Origin of the sequence: Brevundimonas bullata (assembly GCF_014207965.1) — a bacterium.
In the GTDB taxonomy this organism is placed as follows: domain Bacteria; phylum Pseudomonadota; class Alphaproteobacteria; order Caulobacterales; family Caulobacteraceae; genus Brevundimonas; species Brevundimonas bullata_A.
This window is the reverse complement of the sequence record NZ_JACHLM010000004.1, coordinates 67,421-84,709: the sequence shown is the minus strand read 5'-3', so window position 1 is coordinate 84,709 and position 17,289 is coordinate 67,421. Positions and strand designations below refer to the sequence as shown.

At 66.6% G+C, this 17,289-nt stretch carries 14 protein-coding genes; 8 read left to right on the top strand and 6 right to left on the bottom strand.

What is annotated here, in order from left to right; all coding sequences use genetic code 11:
- Positions 1-42: 42 nt before the first annotated feature.
- The 5 genes from HNP51_RS12420 to HNP51_RS12400 all read left to right on the top strand — a co-directional run bounded on the left by HNP51_RS12420 (position 43) and on the right by HNP51_RS12400 (position 6,831).
- Positions 43-1,296: a TolC family protein gene (locus HNP51_RS12420; RefSeq protein WP_178825342.1), complete on the top strand. Its 1,254-nt coding sequence runs from the start codon at positions 43-45 to the stop codon at positions 1,294-1,296.
- Positions 1,293-2,474 (top strand): efflux RND transporter periplasmic adaptor subunit, encoded by a 1,182-nt coding sequence (locus HNP51_RS12415; RefSeq protein ID WP_311769948.1) that lies wholly within the window; start codon positions 1,293-1,295, stop codon positions 2,472-2,474. The genes HNP51_RS12420 and HNP51_RS12415 overlap by 4 nt, the downstream gene beginning before the upstream one ends.
- Positions 2,475-2,486: 12 nt before the next feature.
- A complete protein-coding gene (locus tag HNP51_RS12410; RefSeq protein ID WP_178825340.1) occupies positions 2,487-5,708 on the top strand; it encodes an efflux RND transporter permease subunit in 3,222 nt (1,073 codons plus the stop codon).
- A gap of 113 nt (positions 5,709-5,821) precedes the next feature.
- On the top strand, positions 5,822-6,421 hold the full coding sequence (locus HNP51_RS12405) for an isoprenylcysteine carboxylmethyltransferase family protein (protein WP_178825338.1): 600 nt from the start codon (positions 5,822-5,824) through the stop codon (positions 6,419-6,421).
- A gap of 50 nt (positions 6,422-6,471) precedes the next feature.
- Positions 6,472-6,831, top strand: a complete 360-nt coding sequence (locus HNP51_RS12400; RefSeq protein WP_178825336.1) for a hypothetical protein — start codon at positions 6,472-6,474, stop codon at positions 6,829-6,831.
- Between the two features lie 98 nt (positions 6,832-6,929).
- Here the strand turns inward: HNP51_RS12400 and HNP51_RS12395 are convergent, their stop codons facing one another.
- Positions 6,930-7,739 (bottom strand): universal stress protein, encoded by an 810-nt coding sequence (locus tag HNP51_RS12395; RefSeq protein ID WP_178825334.1) that lies wholly within the window; start codon positions 7,737-7,739, stop codon positions 6,930-6,932.
- Positions 7,736-10,210, bottom strand: coding sequence for a heavy metal translocating P-type ATPase (locus HNP51_RS12390; RefSeq protein WP_184270877.1), 2,475 nt, complete (start codon positions 10,208-10,210; stop codon positions 7,736-7,738). Before HNP51_RS12390 ends, HNP51_RS12395 begins: the two co-directional genes overlap by 4 nt.
- A 249-nt stretch (positions 10,211-10,459) precedes the next feature.
- Between HNP51_RS12390 and HNP51_RS12385 the strand changes: the two genes are divergently transcribed.
- Positions 10,460-11,365, top strand: coding sequence for a cation diffusion facilitator family transporter (locus tag HNP51_RS12385; RefSeq protein WP_184270874.1), 906 nt, complete (start codon positions 10,460-10,462; stop codon positions 11,363-11,365).
- A gap of 193 nt (positions 11,366-11,558) precedes the next feature.
- Here the strand turns inward: HNP51_RS12385 and HNP51_RS12380 are convergent, their stop codons facing one another.
- The 4 genes from HNP51_RS12380 to lspA form a co-directional block, all read right to left on the bottom strand.
- On the bottom strand, positions 11,559-13,493 hold the full coding sequence (locus tag HNP51_RS12380) for a cytochrome c/FTR1 family iron permease (RefSeq protein WP_184270871.1): 1,935 nt from the start codon (positions 13,491-13,493) through the stop codon (positions 11,559-11,561).
- Between the two features lie 57 nt (positions 13,494-13,550).
- Entirely contained in the window at positions 13,551-13,985 is a 435-nt protein-coding gene (locus HNP51_RS12375; protein ID WP_046652906.1) for a helix-turn-helix domain-containing protein, read from the bottom strand.
- A 66-nt stretch (positions 13,986-14,051) separates the two neighbouring features.
- Positions 14,052-14,537 carry an MAPEG family protein gene (locus tag HNP51_RS12370; RefSeq protein WP_184270868.1) on the bottom strand — a complete coding sequence of 162 codons (486 nt, stop codon included), beginning with the start codon at positions 14,535-14,537 and terminating at the stop codon, positions 14,052-14,054.
- Between the two features lie 53 nt (positions 14,538-14,590).
- Positions 14,591-15,118, bottom strand: a complete 528-nt coding sequence (lspA, locus tag HNP51_RS12365) for a signal peptidase II (protein ID WP_218650374.1) — start codon at positions 15,116-15,118, stop codon at positions 14,591-14,593.
- A gap of 398 nt (positions 15,119-15,516) precedes the next feature.
- On the opposite strand from lspA, the gene HNP51_RS12360 reads away from it, so the two are divergent.
- Both HNP51_RS12360 and radC read left to right on the top strand, forming a co-directional pair.
- On the top strand, positions 15,517-16,134 hold the full coding sequence (locus tag HNP51_RS12360) for a cation transporter (protein WP_003165001.1): 618 nt from the start codon (positions 15,517-15,519) through the stop codon (positions 16,132-16,134).
- A 139-nt stretch (positions 16,135-16,273) separates the two neighbouring features.
- Complete coding sequence (gene radC / locus HNP51_RS12355; RefSeq protein WP_076222785.1) at positions 16,274-16,957, top strand: RadC family protein; 684 nt, start codon at positions 16,274-16,276, stop codon at positions 16,955-16,957.
- Positions 16,958-17,289: the final 332 nt, after the last annotated feature.

The following is a 17,289-nucleotide window of genomic DNA, read 5'->3' as shown; positions in this document are numbered from 1 at the left end:
CGCCTTCGTGCGCCCATCCGTCAGAAATCTGGGAAATGAACCATGTCTTCTTCATATCGTCGGCTGTCGCTTCTGGCGGCCGGCAGCGCCGTGGTCGCGATAGCGACAGCGGCCGCCGCTCCTGCCTGGGCAGATCCAGCGCCGAGCTACGAAACCCTGCTTGAACGCATCGGCCAGACGCCCGTCAACGTCGAGGCCGGCGCCCTGTTCGACGCCGCCGAGGCGCGGGTCCGACAGGCGCGCACGCGTCCCAATCCAATTGTCGGCCTGACCGCCGACGGTGTCCTGGGGAGCGGTCCCTATGACGGCTACGGCAACGCCGAAACCAGCCTCGCCCTGACCCAGGATCTCGAACTCTGGGGGCGTAGGGGCGCCAGGGTGGACGTCGCGCGAAGCGAAGCCGGAGCATCGGCTCTTCGTCGCGATCTCGCCGGCGTCGACGCGGCAGGCCGACTGGCGCTGGTCTACGCAGAAGCCGAGGCCGCAGATCGTCGCTTTCAACTGGCCAAGGAGGCCTTGACCATCACCTTGGCCGACGCTCGAGCGGCCCTGTTGCTCGTGGAGGAGGGCCGCGAACCCCTGTTGCGCGGCATTCAGGCTGAAACCGAGGCGGCTTCAGCGCGCGCTTCGCTCGATGAGGCGGGAGCCGAACGCGAGGCCGCCTTCGCCCGGTTGACGGCGACGGCCATGCTGCCGACGGCCGTCACCTCCATTGATGCGGGCGTTCTGGATCGCGCGCCCTCGGCGCCGGATCGTTCCGGAGCGGTTTCACCTGTCGTTCGATTGGCGGAAGCGGAGCGCGATACAGCCGAACGACGTATCCGGGTGGAGCGGATCAATGCTCGCCCGAACGTCAGCGCCTCCGTCGGCGTCACCCGCTATGAAGCCGAAGACGCCACCGCATTGACGTTCGGCGTAAGCATGCCTCTGCCGTTGTTCGATCGAAACCGGGGAAACATCCAGGCGGCGCAGGCCGAGTTCCGGGCGGCTGACGCCCGCCTCGACGGCGCCCGGCTCGATGAATCCGCCGACCGAAGCGCAGCCCTGGCCCGACTGAACGCCTCCGGCAGCCGTGTGGGAGCGACCGACGCCGGCGTGACCTCGGCCGAGGAGGCCTACCGCCTGTCCCGGTTGGGTTTTGAAGCTGGGCGCATCTCCCAGCTCGAACTGCGCGCGTCCCGCGCCGCCCTGATCTCCGCCCGCAACGCCGCCGTCGACGCCCGCCTCGCGCGGGTCCGGGCGGAAATCGACCTAGCGCGCCTGCAAAGCCGCATCCCGTTTGGAGCCGCCCTGTGAAAACCCAGATAAAGACCAGAAAATCCTGGCTGATGGCCGGGGCCGCCGTAGCGGTCGTCGTCATCGGCGGCGCGGTCTTCCTCATGACCCGCGACGGTGCCCCGCCCTCGACGCCGGTTCCCGCGTCCGCCGAAGCCGGCCACGAGGGGGAGGCCGCTGGTGAAGCCAAGGAAGGCGTCATCACCCTGACGCCGGCGCAGATCGAGGCGGCCGGCATAACGGTCATGGCGGTCGGACGCGGCGGTGGCGGGGAGACCCGTCTTGCCGGGCGAGTCGAGCCTATGATCGACGCCCGCGCCGCCGTGGCCGCCTCCGTCAGCGGCCGGGTCGAGCGCGTCCTGGTCGCGCCGGGTCAGTCGGTGCGCGCGGGTCAGGCCCTGGCGGTGCTGGTGAGCGGCGATGCCGCCACCTTCCGCGCCGACGCCGACGCCGCCGCCGCCGCAGCTGATGCGGCCAGGCGCGCCTATCAAAGGAACGACAGTCTAGCGTCCCAAGGGGTGGTGGCGCGTCAGGAGGTTGAAACCTCACGCGCCCAATCCCTTAGTGCAGACGCCGCCGCGCGCGCCGCTCGCGCCAGGGCGTCGGCGGCGGGCGGTCCCAATGCCTCGGGTCGCATCAGCGTCTCCAGCCCGATCGCGGGCGTGGTGACGTCGGTTCAGGTCGGCCCGGGCGGGTTCGCGCCCCAGGGCGGCGTGATCGCCGAGGTCACCAATCCAGCACGCGTGGAACTGGTGTTCAATGCGCCGCCAGCGCTCGCCGCCCAGGTACGGGCGGGTTCGGCCTTGCGGGTGCAAGGTCCGACCGGTGAATTCGACGCTACCGTTACGGGCGTAGCCGTGGGCGGAGCGGGCGAGAGCGGCGCGACGCTCATTCGCGCTCGACCGTCCGGCGGCGCCCTGCCGCCCGCAGGATCGCCTGTCAGCGGCGCCCTGGTGACGGGAGGAGAAGCCGACGGCGTGACCGTTCCTACCGAGGCCGTCCAGACGGTGGAGGGGGGGACCGTCGTCTTCGTCCAGGTCGAGGGCGGCTTCCGGGCCGTTCCCGTCCTGGTCGGCCGTCAGGCTGGCGGCCGGACCGAAATCCTGCGCGGCCTCGCTGGCGACGAACGTATCGCCGGCGCGAAGGCCTTCCTGCTGAAGGCGGAGCTCGCCAAGGGCGAAGCCGAGCACGGCCACTAGGAGCGACGGATCATGTTCAAAGCTCTCATTGAGGCGTCCGTCCGCTTCCGCTGGTTCGTCGTCCTGGCCGTGGCTCTTGTCGCCGCTTTCGGCCTGTTCGAACTGACCAAGCTGCCGATCGACGCCGTTCCCGACATCACCAACCGACAGGTCCAGATCACGACCGTCGCCCCGGCGCTCGCGCCCGAGCAGATCGAAAGGCAGGTCACCTATCCGCTCGAGACGGCCATGGCCGGCATTCCGGGATTGCAGAGCACCCGCTCCCTGTCTCGCAACGGCTTCAGCCAGATCACTGTCGTCTTCACCGATCAGACCGACATCTATTTCGCCCGCCAGCAGGTGGCCGAGCGGATGCGGCAGGCGTCGGACAAACTGCCTGAAGGCGTCGAGCCCAATCTGTCGGCCATCACGACGGGCCTGGGCGAGGTGCTGATGTGGACGGTCGACTACGTCCCCTTCGGTCCCAAGACCACGGTGGCTGCCGGGAAGCCGGGCTGGCAGGCTGACGGCGCCTATCTGACGCCGGAAGGCGAGCGGCTGACGACGCCGCAGCAACGCGCCACCTACCTGCGCACCGTGCAGGACTGGATCATCGCTCCGCAGATGCGCACCGCTCCCGGCCTGGCCGGGGTCGACGTCAATGGCGGCTATGTGAAGGAATACGCGGTGCGGCCCGACCCGGCCGCCCTGACCCGCTACGGCCTGGGTATGAACGATCTGGTGCAGGCGCTCGACCGCGCCAACACCCAGGCCGGCGCCGGCTATGTCCAGCGCGCGGGCGAGGCCCTGGTGGTCCGCACCGACGCCCTGGCCACGACGATCGAGGATCTGGCTCAGGCGCCGGTCGTCAATCGCGGGGGCCTGGTGGTCCGCGTCGCCGATGTCGCCAAGGTCGAGATCGGCCAGGCGCCGCGTCTGGGCGGCGCCAGCCGCGACGGCCATGAAGCCGTCCTTGGCACCGCCCTGATGCTGGCCGGCGAGAACAGCCGAACGGTGGCTCAGGCGGCTGCCGAGCGGCTGGAGCAGGTCGGCGCCTCCCTGCCGCCAAGCGTGGTGGCTGTGCCGGTTCTGAATCGAAGCGAGCTGGTCAACTCGACCATCTCGACCGTGGCGCGCAACCTGATCGAGGGGGCGCTCTTCGTCATCGTCGTCCTCTTCCTGCTGCTCGGCAATTTCCGGGCGGCGGCGATCACGGCCCTGATGATCCCGCTGTCCTTCCTGTTCGCCGTCATCGGCATGAACCGGTTCGGCATCAGCGGAAACCTGATGAGCCTGGGCGCGCTCGACTTCGGCCTGATGGTCGACGGGGGCGTCGTGGTGATCGAGAACACCCTGCTGATGCTGACGCAGAGGCGGGGCGAACTTGGGCGTATGCTGACCCGGCATGAACGCCTCGGCGTGGCCGTCCAGGCGGCCCGGCAGATGATCAAACCGGCCGCCTTTGGCCAGCTCATCATCCTGCTGGTCTTCACGCCCCTGCTGATGCTGGAAGGGGTGGAGGGCAAGACCTTCGTGCCCATGGGGGCGACGGTGATGCTGGCCCTGGTCGGCGCCTTCATCTTCTCCTTCACCTTCGTGCCGGCGATGACCGCTCTGTTGGTGCGGGACCCCAAGACGGTCCATCTTGGACCGGATGGAAAGGCCGAGGAGCACGAGACGCGCATCCTGCGTTTCGCCCGTCGCTGGATCCAGCCTGCCATTTCGGCTGCGGTTGCGCGGCCGAAGATCGTCCTGATCGCCGCCCTGGCGATGTTGGGCGTGGGCGCGGTCTCCTTCATGACCCTGGGCCGGGAGTTCATCCCGACCCTGGATGAGGGCGACATCGCCATGCAAGCCTTGCGCGTGCCGTCCGCCTCTCTGGAGCAGTCCCTGGCCATGCAGATGGCGCTGGAACGCGCCATCAAGGCTCAGCCGGAAGTAGAGACGATCTTCTCGAGGACCGGCACGGCTGAGGCCGCAGTCGATCCCATGCCGGCCAACATCTCGGATGCAGTCATCATCCTCAAGGATCGCAAGGACTGGCCTGATCCCAAGCTGCCAAAGGAAGATTTGATCGCTCGGATCGAGAAGGTCGCGGGCCAGCAGATCGGCAACAGCTTCGAGTTCAGCCAGCCGATCGAACTGCGCTTCAATGAGCTGATTTCGGGCGTCCGCACCGACCTCGCTGTCATGGTCTATGGCGACGACTTCGACACCCTGCAGAAGACGGCGGAAGCGGTCGCGGCCAAACTTAGGGCTACGCCTGGATCGGCCGATGTGCGGGTGGAGCAGGCGTCCGGCCTGCCGACCCTGACCATCAGCGTTGATCGCTTCGCGGCGGCCAACTACGGCCTGTCCGCCGCGGATGTCTCGGAGGCGGTCTCGGCCGCCGTCGGGGGCGCCGAGGCGGGGCGGATCTTCGAGGGCGACCGCCGCTTCGATGTCGTCGTGCGTCTCCCCGATGACGCGCGCAACGATCCCGCCACTCTCGCCGCCTTGCCCATCGTCTCGAGCTCGGGGGTGATCGTGCCCCTGTCTTCAGTCGCTCGCATCGAGACGACTGAGGGACCGAACCAGATCAGCCGCGAGAACGGCAGCCGACGCATGGTGGTCCAGGCCAATGTGCGCGGTCGCGACCTCGGCGGCTTCGTCGCCGACGCGCAAGCGGCGGTGAGCGAGGTCGCTCTGCCTGTCGGCTATCGGCTGGATTGGGGCGGGCAGTTCGAGAACCTGAAACGGGCCGAGCAACGCCTGGGACTGGTCATTCCCATCGTCTTCATCCTGATCGGCGTCCTGCTGTTCATGGCGCTCGGATCCTTCGCGGAGGCGGGGCTGGTCTTTGCCTGCGTGCCTCTAGCGCTCGTCGGCGGCGCGCTGGCCCTGTTGCTCAGGGGAATGCCGTTCTCGGTCTCTGCGGCGGTCGGCTTCATCGCCGTGTCCGGTGTCGCGACCCTGAACGGTCTGGTGCTGATGCAGGCGATCCGGGAACGGCTCCAGGCGGGCCTGGAGCCCGTTGCGGCAGCCATCGAAGGCGCGTCCAGTCGTCTCCGGGCGGTGCTGACCACCGCCCTGGTGGCCATTGTCGGCTTCATCCCGATGGCGCTGGCCCACGGCGCAGGGGCCGAGGTGCAGAAGCCGCTGGCCACCGTGGTCATCGGCGGTCTGCTGACCGCCACGGCCCTGACCCTGCTCGTCCTGCCGGCCTTTGCGGCCAAGGCGGTCAAGCATCGTAAATCGGAGGGGGTCGAGGACTGAATCCCCTCGCGCCAGCGGACCGAGGGCGGCGTTGACCGCCGTCCTCGGTTCTCCTTTCGAAGCTTGCGGCGCCAATCCGGCGCCGTCGCCGGCTCACATCTGAAAGTCTCCCAATGGTCGATATCCAACGCGTCCAGTTGTGGCGCAAATACATCCTCGCCGCAGGGCTTGCGGTCATGTTGGCGTGGACGGCCACGGTTCGGGCTGTCCCCTACCTGGAGCACCCTGTCGAACACCTCGGCCTCGTCAGCATCCTGGCGTGCATTCTGGGTCGCGCCTGGTGTTCCCTCTATATCGGCGGTCGCAAGAAGCAGGAGATCGTCGACGTCGGTCCCTATTCCATCAGCCGCAATCCGCTCTACGTGTTCAGCTTTCTCGGTGCATTCGGGGTCGGTGCCCAAACAGGCAGCCTTGTTGTCGCCGTCGTTTTCGCTGCGGCGGCCTATGGGGTCTTCCGTGTCGTGGTCGGCCGCGAGGAAGCCTTTCTGGTTCAGGCCTTCGGGCCACCCTATGAGGCCTACGTCTCCAGCACCCCGCGTTTCCTGCCGAATTTGTCGCTTTGGCGGGACGCCGACGTGCTTTCCATCCGGCCCGTCTTCTTCTTGCGAACGGTCCGGGACGGTCTGGTCTTTCTACTCGCCGTGCCGGTGTTCGAGTCCCTGGAGCTGCTGCAACGCGCCGGCGGGTTCACCTCCCTGTTTCAACTGCCCTGAGCGGAGCCTGGAGATGAGCGAAATGGCGATGCGGACGTGGAGGAATTGTTATGCCCAAGCGTCGGCGTAAGGCCCGACGACCGGCCGTTCGGCGGAGCGCGGAGCGACGCGTTCATCCGGCGGTCGGCATAGGCCTTCTTCTGTTTGCCGTGACGGGAGCGGGGATCGGCGGCTTCCTGTTCTCGTTCATCTGGCTCGGACTCTATCGTCTGCCGCTGCACCTCGGCTTTCCGGCGGCTCTTGTCGGGCTCGGCGCCATCTATGCCGTGATCGGAAAGCGCGATCGCCACATGTTGATAGGTCTCGGCCTGCTGTTCCTCGTCTTGGTTGGGGGAACCGCGGCGCTATACGTCTCAAGAGACGAAGTGCGGCTCGGGCATATCGATCGTTCGACCATGTCTATGAACTGAAGCAGGGCGGCGCGCCGGCCGGACCCGTCCTTCCTGGCGACGGCGAGAGCCGGTGCGTCTCCCTGATGCAGGGAGCGCCCCGGCGTTGTGGAACCGTCCTAGTGCGACATCAGCCACGACAGTTCGACGTCGGTCTGAAGGCCGCTTGTCATGCCGCCCCACACACGTTGCGCCAAGGGTCCGCGACCGAAGGCCCCGGTGACGATCAGGTCGGCGCCGAGACGGCGAGCTTCGCCGAGAAGGTCTTCAGCGCCCGTGGAGCCAGCTGACGCCGGGATAGGGTTGACGGCGGCTGTCACGTCGTGCCGCTTCAGATGAGCCGCGACGGCTTCGAGCTGACCCTGTTCGACCTCGTCCCCGACGCCGATCACGGTCACGACTTGAGCGCGCTGGAGCAGCGGCAGGGCGTCGTGCAAGGCGCGCCTCGCCTGAGGCGCATCCTTCCAGCCGATGACCACATTGGAAAAGCCGCGGCCCTTGGCCGCCTGCCCGAAACGCAGGACGGGGCCGCCGCCGTGGATGGCGAGTTCGCCTGCGTTCGGAAGCAGGCAGGCGACCGGCGGCGCCGAGGAGGTGACGAGCAGATCGGCAGTGAGCAGGTGATCGCACAAGGAGCGGGCGGGCTCCGCCACGCCGGAAATCCATTCGGCGGTTTTCGCATCGGAGCCGAAGACTTGAAGAAAAGCGCCGTGGGCGGCAGCGAGGGCGGCCTCCATTCTTCGCGTGTCCTCGAGGACCGAGAGGGGGTTGCTCGCCAGAGCCGTCCTGAGCGCCGACGTGCGGGGCCAGGCGAAGCAGGCCGCTTTCACTCGAGCGTCGAACCCCGCGGCGAGATCGCGAGCATGTTCCAGGGTCTGGACGAGATCGTCCCTCGGCGTCGCATCGACGATGATGTCGCGGTAGATCATGACTGTTCTCCCGTCCTGTCCCTGTATGCCAGCAGTCGCAGGGCGTTGAACACGACCAAAAGCGTGGATCCCTCGTGCATGGCGACAGCGGGGCCGATGCCCAGGCCGAATATCGTCGCCGGAACCAGGAACGCAACGACCCCCAGGCTGACGAAGACGTTCTGAAGGATGATCGCCCGGGTTCGGCGACTGAGACCGACAGCAAAGGGGAGGTGGGCCAGATCGTCGGCCATCAGGGCGACGTCAGCGGTTTCCAGCGCCACATCCGAACCCGCGGCGCCCATGGCTATGCCCACAGTGGCGTTGGCCATGGCCGGAGCGTCATTGACGCCGTCGCCGACCATGGCGACCTTGGCCTCAGCTCGGAGCCTGTGGATCGCCTCGACCTTGTCTTCGGGCATCAGATCGCCCCAGGCCTCGTCGAGCCCGACCTCGCGCGCCACCGCGTCGGCGACTTTCTGATGGTCGCCCGAGATCATGATCATGCGGCGAATGCCCAATTTTCGGAGCTGCGCGAGCGCGATCCTGGCGGCCTCGCGCGGCGTGTCCATCAGGCCGATGGCGCCCAGGTCCCGGTCCCCCTGCCGAACGACCATGGTGGTCCTGCCATTGTCCCGCAGGGCCGCGATCGCTTCCTGCATCGGGCGGGACAGGGGGGCGACGCCCTCTGAGCCGAACAGTTCGGCCTTGCCGATCAGGATCGTCTGGCCGTCTACCTGGGCGGAGACGCCGCGTCCCGTCAAACTGTCGAGGTCGGAAGCGAGAGGCAAGGCGGTCTCACCGAGCCGCTCGCGACCATCACGCGCGATGGCCCGAGCCAAGGGGTGGTCGCTCAGACTCTCGACTGCGACCGCTATCGACAGCAAGGCGGTTTCCGTCACGCCGGGGGCGGGGACGACATCAGTGATGCGGGGGCGCCCCTCGGTCAGGGTGCCCGTCTTGTCGAAGGCGATGGCCGAAAGCGATCCCAGGTTTTCGAGTGGGCCGCCCCCCTTGACCAGGACGCCGCCGCGGGCCGCCCGCGCCACCCCCGAAAGCACCGCGCTGGGCGTGGCGATGGCCAGTGCGCAAGGGCTAGCGGCGACCAGGACCGCCATCGCGCGATAGAAGCTGTCGCGGAAGGGTTCGTCCACCACCACCCCGGCGAACAGGAGAAGGGTCGCCAGGGCCAATACAGAAGGCACGAAGATGCGTTCGAACTTCTCGGTGAAGCGTTGGGTCGGGGATTTCTGAGTTTCCGCCTCGCTGACCATCCGCACGACCTTGGCGAGGGCGCTGTCTGTCGAGCGTCGGGTCACTTCGATCTCGATGGCCCCGCTGCCGTTGATGGATCCGGCGAAGACGCGATGGGCGGCGTCCACCGCATCGGGGGTGCGGCGGGCTTCGGCCTCGTCATCGACCGGACGCTTGTCCGCCGGAATGCTCTCGCCGGTGACGGGAGCCTGGTTGATGCTGCTGACACCCTTCAGGACAAAACCGTCGGCCGGGAGGCGCGCATCGGGTTTCACGACGACCACGTCGCCAACCGCCAGCTCCTCGACGGGCGTTTCCACCAGTTCACCGCCCTTCCGAACCAGCGCGGTGCGCGGGGCGATCTCCGCCAAGGCCTCGATAGCGTGCCTGGCTCGCCCCATGGCGTAGTGCTCCAGCGCATGGCCCAGGCTGAACAGGAACAACAGCAAGGAGCCTTCGGCCCAGGCGCCCAGCGCGGCGGCTCCGGCGGCCGCCACCAGCATCAGGGTGTCGATCTCGAACCGCTTCAGCCGGAGGTTTTCGATCGCCTCCCGAAGGGTGAATACGCCGCCGAAGACATAGGCGCCCAGATAGAAGGCCAAAGGAACCCACGAGGGCAGGGCGAGCAGTTTTTCGATGGCGAACCCGACAATCAACAAGGCGCCGCAGACAAGAGCGAAGATGAGTTCCGCGCCGCCGCCATGGGCGTGGGCAGGCTCTGCGCCATGTTTCGGTTGGCCCGACCCGTGGCCGTGATCGCGACGTTCGACCGACTCCGCGGGGGGCGCCGCCGGTCTGGCTCTCACTCCGAGAGCCCTGTCCAGCTCCTCGCGCAGCGCGGGTTCGCCTATGATCGTGCGATCGTACTCGACACGGACTGTTCCTCCAGCGCCGACTTCAGCTTCCAGGACGCCCGGGGCGGCCCTAAGTCGTGCGCCGATCGTCCGTGCCTGGCGCTCATATCGACTGTCGATCCGCCACACGGCGTGGCCGTATCGCTGGGAGATGTCGGCGCCGGCCGCTGCAGCGAGTTCGCGAATCCGGGCCATGGACAGGAGGTCGGGATCAAAGTGAATGCAAAGTTGCGCGGCCGCTTCATCGCTCATTGCGACGACGTGGACGTCGTCGACGCCCTCTCTTCCACGGATATCAGAGAGCAATCGGGCGACACAGGCGTCGGCCACGTCGGGGACGTCCGGCAATAGCAGCGGAATGTCGAGTCGGAGCTTTTCAGTCATTCTCGATCTCTGGCTCAGCGTGACGTGAAGTTGCGTTGATCCAGATCACACCCATGCAGTCGGCGCCGTCAACGCATAGTCGCCGTTTCCACGGCGACTTGGGACGAATACCGATTCCAAGCGGCGCAGGGGCAGGGTCTGGCGCTCCTGTTCTCGTCGTTTCGATCGATCAGGACTGTTGCGGGGCGAAGCATGTTCGCCAATGATCGATCAGGCCGGACATCGACGGCGCCCACCAGGAAGAGCTTCATGGCCCAAGGTCATTCTCACGGCGCCGACGCCAGCAGCAAGCGCCTGATATGGGCGCTCGCCCTGACGTCCAGCTTCCTGATCGCCGAAGTCGTCGGGGCCGTGGTGTTCAAAAGTCTGGCCCTGCTGTCGGACGCGGCGCACATGTTCACCGATGTCGCTGCGCTGGCGATCGCGCTGGCGGCGATCAAGATAGGCGAGCGTCCGGCCGACGCTGTGCGGACCTTTGGCTATCGCCGGTTCGAAATCCTCGCCGCGGCCTTCAACGCCGTCCTGCTGTTCGTGGTGGCCGGCTACGTCCTCTATGAAGGCGTTCTGCGCCTGTTTTCGCCGGAACCCGTTGGCTCCGTCGGGATGCTTGTCGTCGCCTCCCTGGGCCTGGTCGTGAACCTCGTGTCGATGCGGCTTCTGGCCTCTGGGGCGAACGCCAGCCTGAACGTGAAAGGGGCCTATCTGGAGGTTTGGGCCGACATGCTGGGCTCCGTCGGGGTGATCGGCGGCGCCGTCCTCATCATGCTGACGGGCTGGACCTGGGTCGATCCGGTTGTCGCGATCGGCATCGGCCTTTGGGTGTTGCCGCGGACCTGGATGCTGTTGAAGAACACCACCCATATCCTCCTTGAAGGCGTGCCCAAGGGCCTGTCTCTGGAGGCGGTGCGCGCGACGATCGCGGCCGTGCCGGGTGTGGCTGAAGTCCACGACCTGCACCTATGGGGCGTCAGCAGCGATGATGTGAACGGCTCGGTCCATCTGGTCGTTGCCGAAGGCCAGGCCGCTGAACAGGTGCGTCGGGCGGTGCTGGCGCAGATGAACGACGTTCACGGCATCGACCACGCCACCGTTCAAATTGAAACCGGCGATGGCGACGGGGCTGGCGTCGGTCACGGGTCTGTCGCTCACCAATAGAGCTTCTCCCACCTGCCCGATGAGGGCCAGGCAACGCGGCGACTGTCCTTGTCGATACAGACCGGTAGAGACCTGACCGATACTCTGGGGCTTGACGGGGTTACAGCCCCGGGCCGGGGCGGGCCTTCCCCCCCCCCCCCCCCCCGAGTGAAGCCGCTGGTCCTCTCGGTCCGATACATTCGGAGATAACCAGCTAGGCCTTGGCCGAGCCCTGCCGTTTCGAACCGGAGGTACGCGCAAACCCGATTGCCAGCACGACGAGCGTTAGAAGCTGGACCCCGACGCCTTCCACGGTGGGGTAGAGGCCCAAAATCTCGATACGCGGCGCCCAGGTGATCGGGTGGACATCGAGCCAACCCGCTTCCTGAAGCGCCGCCACGCCTTTCCCGACAAGAACGACCGACAGGACGGCCATGAGGATTGAGCTCAGCGAGAAGAACCGACCGATCGGCAGATGTTTGCTGTAGGCGAGCAGCGCCCAGGCCGCGAACGCCAGGATCGCCACTGCGGTGAGCGCGCCGGCCAGCATGCCGACATGGCCGCCCTGGCTCCAGATCGCCGCATAGAAGAGGATCGTCTCGAAGACCTCCCGGTAGACCACGACGAAGGCCAACAGGAAGAGGAACCATGCCGATCGCTTCGAGAGCGCCTTGGAGAGCTTGGCGCGAATATAGGTCTGCCAGGCGTCGGCATGCGACTTGCCGTGCATCCAGATGCCGACGGAAACGAGCACGACCGCCGCCAGAAGCGAGCCAAACCCTTCAGTGAGCTCTCGGCTGGCCCCGCTGATGGAGATGAAGAAGGTCGCGGCCGCCCAGGTGCCGCCGCCGGCGACCAGAGCCGCCACCCATCCTCCGTGGACGTAACGCAACACCTCAGGCCGGTCGGCCTTCCTGAGGAAGGCGATCATCGCCACCACAATGAGCAGCGCCTCCAGTCCTTCGCGAAGCAGTATCGTGAAGGCGCCGATGAAGCTGGCGAGATTGTCCGCCTTCTGGGGCGCCAGGGCCCGCTCGGCGGTGTCGAACAGGGCGTTCAGACGAGCGATCCGGTCCGCGACCTCCGTCTCTGCCGCGCCCTTGCTGATCGACACGCGGAGATCGGTCATGGCCGTCTCGATGCGACGTAGAAGGGCGGTGTCTCGCGCGCCAAGCGCCGGTTCGACCGGCTCGACACCGTCGAGATAGGCCGACAGCGCCAGGTCGGTGGCGGCCTTTCGGTCTCCCCGACGATAGGCGGCTTCACTCTCCGCCAGACGCGTCCGAGCCAGGGTGAGGGTGGCTCCCTTGGGGCGAGCCGCCGCCTCCGGGTGGCGGCGCAGATAGGCCGTCACCGCCCGCGCCTTCGTCTCCCCGATGCGCGCCGCCAACTCCGCCGGCGAGGCCTGTGTGACGGCGGCCAGATCCGGGTAAACGGTGCGGATCGCCGGGTCGCTCTCCCAAAGACGCCGGCCTTCGACTGCTTCGGCGTCAGTGAAGGCGAAACGGCCGACATAGAAGGCCAGGGCCCAGCGGTCCTCGGCCGGCAGATGGGAAAAGCTGGCCATCGCCGTGCCGTCGAGCCCCTGGTCGATCACCTGGTATAGGCCGAAGACGCTGCGTTGGCGGGCGCGCTCGACGTCCGCGAATGCAATTGGAGCGGGATCGAGCCCCTGCGCGCCCGCGCCGTCGGCGCGCCCTGTGGCGCCGTGGCAGACAGCGCATTGCGCGTCGTAGAGGGCGGCCCCCTTGGCCAGGTCGGGCGGAAATGACGGCGCCAGCGGGCTTGGATAGGCCGCCAGGACCGCACCGGCCAGGGTTTTGGCCTGGCCGGCGACGGTGCGCGGATCGCTCTTGTTCCGGATAGCGTCTTGAAGGGCGACGGCGTCCCGAACCAGATCGGCCTTGGACGACGTGGAGGGCAGAGCTTCCAGGCGGGTCAGAATCTGGCTGCTGAATTCGACCATCTCTCCATATTCGGCGGGATTGGTCACCTGGCCGTTCTCCACCGCACCGGCGTAGTCGACCCCGACGTAGTCGAGCAGCCGCCACGCGACCTGGGCCTCCGAGGCCGAAGCCGTCTGGGCCAGCGCGGGGGCGGTCATGCCAAGGGTGAGCAGGAGGACGAACAGGCTGAGCAGAGGGCGCATCGGAAACCTAGTTGTGAGCCGCTCGCATTAGCACTCGAACAGCGCGTGTGTCGTGGTTTATTGTGAAGCCGAATGATCGTGCAGGGCCTCAATCACCTTGCAAGCCGAGACCCGTCCGCCCGCGCATTCAGCGGTCATGCGCGAAAGCGCGCGCCGGAGGGCCTGCAACTGGGTGATCTTCTGCGTCACTTCGGCGAGATGACGTTCGGCTATGGTGTTGGCTTCGTCGCAGGCGCGGTCGGGATGATCGGAGAGATCCAGCAGGGACCGGATCGAATCCAGGTCGAAGCCAAGTTGGCGTGCATGCCGGATGAAGGTCAGCCTTTGTTCGGCATCATCGTCGTACATCCGGCGGTCGCTGGCGGTCCGGGGCGGAGCCGGCACCAGTCCGATCTGCTCGTAGAATCTGATCGTCGGAATTTTTATGCCGGTGGCGGCGGCGAGTTTGCCGATGCTGCGAGGTCCCGACGAAGGGGGCGAGGGGCGTGTCATCGCTCAAACATGGGTCGAAGTCCTGGAGACTGGGGCGGAAAGACGGGCATGAGGCGCGCTCGGATACTACCGGCCGAGAATCAACAGGACGATGGCGATGACCATGGCGGCAAGCGTCGAGGCGCCGGTAAGCGCCATGCCGAAAGCGCGTGCGGCGGCGCCCTTGGCGTAGCCGATCGCGAACATCACACGACCGAGGAGATAAAGCGTCACCAGAGCGGGGATCAGGATCAACTCCTCGCCTCGCAAAACAACGGCGAGGATCAGATGTGCGCCGACGGCCAGGACGGTCTGCTCAAGGGAATTCTGCAACACGGCCGTAGGCACGGCGAGCCGAGCGCTGGGCGGGCCGTAGGCGGCTCCTGGTCGGTCCTCATCCGACCGATACCGAATGCTGGCGACAAGCCGCAGGCAGCCGGCGAGCCACACGAGCACCGGCAACTCCCACTTGAGGGCGTAGGCCAGGCGATCGGCCGTCGCCATGTCGGTCTCGACGCCGAATGGCGCGGGAGGAATCCACAGCCAGGTAGCCGTCAGGCTGCTTGCGGTCACGCCTATGGCCAGGGCGGAGCGAACGGCTATGGACTTTTTTTCGGGGGGCCCCGTCATCGAACGGTGGGTTCGATCGTGGGGGACGACGTCCCGGGTTCGGCCCCGCTTCGCGAAGCCAACAGAAGCAAGCCGATGCCGCAGACGATCGCCGCATCGGCAAGGTTGAAAGTGGGCCAGTGCGCATCGCCCCAGTGAAGATCTATGAAATCGGTCACGTGCCCGAAACGCAGGCGATCCAGCAGGTTCCCGAGCGCGCCGCCGACCATAAGGCTCAGGCCGGCGGCAAGAAGAGGTCTGCGTGTTCGCCAGGCCCAGATCGACAGCACGGCGATGATCAGCAGCGAGACGATGCTCAAAACCCAGCGCCCCATGTCCCCGGAGCCGGCGAAAAGGCCAAAGGTGACCCCTGGGTTGAACCCGAGGCGAAGCGCGATGAAGGATGTCAGATTGACCACGTCCTCAAGGTTCCCGCGGGCCATGGCCTTGGTGGCCTGGTCCACAACAATGACCGTCACGGCGAGGCCGATAGCCATCGCGCGGACGTTCAGCACCCTGGCGCCTCGGCGCTCCGTGAACACCATGATCGTGCGTTCTCCTGTTGATGCGACGATTTATGCATCCTCTAGCTACTGGAGGATCAAGCCCCTTCCGCAGGGGCAGGGCAAACGCTTTTCTCAATCCGGGGCTGGCTGAAGGAAAGGTGCGTTTGCGGCTGACATGTGGTGGCTTTGGCGTTGGGATCTGCCCAGGCAATGCCGGCGGCTGCGCGTCGTGGGATCCGGTGGGGCCTTGCGGCCGGTTTCGTCGTTTGGGCTCGTCATCAGGACGAGCGGCCGGTCGGATCTCAAGATCGTCGCATGGGCAGTCCGGCAAGACCGTGTTTCAATGACGGCTCCAATGTTTACCGCTGCCTGCCAATGCGCGCTGTTTTCCGAAACTAGTCAACGTGGGCGGCCGTGCCCGGAACAGGAGGGCGTCCATGAAGACATCGAACGCTGAGCATGACCGTCAGAGACGAACGCTGATGATCGTGCTGATCCTGAACGGTCTGTTGTTCGTCGGGCTCGGGCTCGGCGGATTGCTGGCCAACTCCAGCGCCTTGCTCGCCAATGCGCTGGATAACGCCTCCGACAGCCTTGTCTATTTGATCAGCTTTCTGGCGGTTGGCCGCGCTCTCGCCTGGAAGCTGCGCGCCGCGAGAACCTCGGGTGTGCTGTTGCTGATCTTCGCCGCAGGCGTTCTGATCGACGCCGGCCGCCGATGGTGGCTGGGAACGGAGCCTATTGGCTGGACCATGATCGGTTTGGCCGTCGTCGCAGCGGTGGTCAACCTGATCTGCCTAAAGCTACTGCGCGGCTTGAAGGGCGACGATGTAAACCTGCGCGCCGCCGAGACCTTCAGCTTCAACGATTTCGCCTCAAACGGGGGCATCCTCGTCGCCGGCGCCCTGGTCCTGTGGTTGAAGCAGTCCTGGCCTGACCTGGTGGTCGGCGTCATCGTCGCCGGAATCGCCGCGAAGGGCGGTCTCGAGATTCTCGAAGGCGCCCGAAAGATCAACATACAAAGGGCCTCTGACGGAGCGTCCCGGGGCGGCTAGCGTCAAGAGGCAATCCATGGGCGGAGAGTGAGCCGATCCAGTCAGCCGGCCCATCATTTGCGGCGCAATTCAAGGATTGGGGAGGGCGGGTTTCGGTCGACTTCCCATGAGGAGGCGGATAGCGACCGAGGAGTTCGCGATGCGATCGATCCCCAAACCCGACCTTGAACACGCCCGCGCCCTTGCTGCAGGCGCCGGCCTCCCGGCCATTGAGTTGATGGATGAGCGAACCTTGTTGGCCTTGATGCTCAAGCGGGCTTCGCTTCCGACCAACCCTCATCGTCTCGCCGGGGATCTCCTGGATCGCTTCGGCGCCCTGGCCGCGGTTGTCGCAGCGGACGCGTCAGAGCTGGCCCGTACGCCCGGCCTGGACGTCGCCGCCGTCGCGGACCTCAAGCTGCTGCGACAGGTTTGCGTTCATTTGATTAGATCCGATGTCGGCGCGCGGCCTTCGATCTCGTCCTGGACGGCCTTGCTGGCCTATGTCCGGGGGGCGCTGGCCCACGAGCCCCGGGAGCAGTTTCGCGTGCTCTACCTCGACAAGCGCAACATCCTGATGCGCGAGGAGCATCGGGCGGACGGCACCGTGGATCATGCCCCTGTCTACGTCCGGGAAGTGGTGCGGCGTGCGCTGGAGTTGTCCGCCTCGGCCATGATCCTCGTCCATAATCATCCCTCGGGCGATCCGACACCCTCGCGCGCGGACATCGAGATGACCCGCCGGGTCATCGAGGCCGCCCGGGTTTTCGACATCCAGGTCCATGATCATGTCGTGGTCGGCCGGGAGGGCGAACAGAGCTTTCGCGCCCTCGGTCTCATCTGAGGCCCCCCCGTCATGTCGCTCCGGCTCATCGTCGCCGCCCTGGGCGGGGACATCCATTCCGGGGGGCGAAGCGCCAATGTGCCGGCCCCGGGCCACAGCCGCGCCGACCGGTCCGTCTCCCTTCTCCTCGACGGCGACCGGGTCGTGATCCACGGCTTCGGAGCGGCGGACTGGCGTGCGGTCCGTGAGCATCCGCAGGGGCTCGGCTTCATTGATCCCTGGGGGCGTCTGAATAGCCAGGGCGTCCAGCCACGCTTGCGAGGCGGCGATCCTGCCTTCCCTTGCGCCCGTCATCCGAGCGATGGTGGAAGACGCTATCCCTCGCTCCAACG

Coding starts and splice junctions, on each gene's coding strand:
- HNP51_RS12410 (WP_178825340.1), top strand. CDS start 2,487: ATGTTCAAAGCTCTCATTGAGGCGTCCGTCCGCTTCCGCTGGTTCGTC.
- HNP51_RS12420 (WP_178825342.1), top strand. CDS start 43: ATGTCTTCTTCATATCGTCGGCTGTCGCTTCTGGCGGCCGGCAGCGCC.
- HNP51_RS12405 (WP_178825338.1), top strand. CDS start 5,822: ATGGTCGATATCCAACGCGTCCAGTTGTGGCGCAAATACATCCTCGCC.
- HNP51_RS12375 (WP_046652906.1), bottom strand. CDS start 13,985: ATGACACGCCCCTCGCCCCCTTCGTCGGGACCTCGCAGCATCGGCAAA.
- HNP51_RS12395 (WP_178825334.1), bottom strand. CDS start 7,739: ATGATCTACCGCGACATCATCGTCGATGCGACGCCGAGGGACGATCTC.
- lspA (WP_218650374.1), bottom strand. CDS start 15,118: ATGGTGTTCACGGAGCGCCGAGGCGCCAGGGTGCTGAACGTCCGCGCG.
- HNP51_RS12380 (WP_184270871.1), bottom strand. CDS start 13,493: ATGCGCCCTCTGCTCAGCCTGTTCGTCCTCCTGCTCACCCTTGGCATG.
- HNP51_RS12385 (WP_184270874.1), top strand. CDS start 10,460: ATGGCCCAAGGTCATTCTCACGGCGCCGACGCCAGCAGCAAGCGCCTG.
- radC (WP_076222785.1), top strand. CDS start 16,274: ATGCGATCGATCCCCAAACCCGACCTTGAACACGCCCGCGCCCTTGCT.
- HNP51_RS12390 (WP_184270877.1), bottom strand. CDS start 10,210: ATGACTGAAAAGCTCCGACTCGACATTCCGCTGCTATTGCCGGACGTC.
- HNP51_RS12400 (WP_178825336.1), top strand. CDS start 6,472: ATGCCCAAGCGTCGGCGTAAGGCCCGACGACCGGCCGTTCGGCGGAGC.
- HNP51_RS12360 (WP_003165001.1), top strand. CDS start 15,517: ATGAAGACATCGAACGCTGAGCATGACCGTCAGAGACGAACGCTGATG.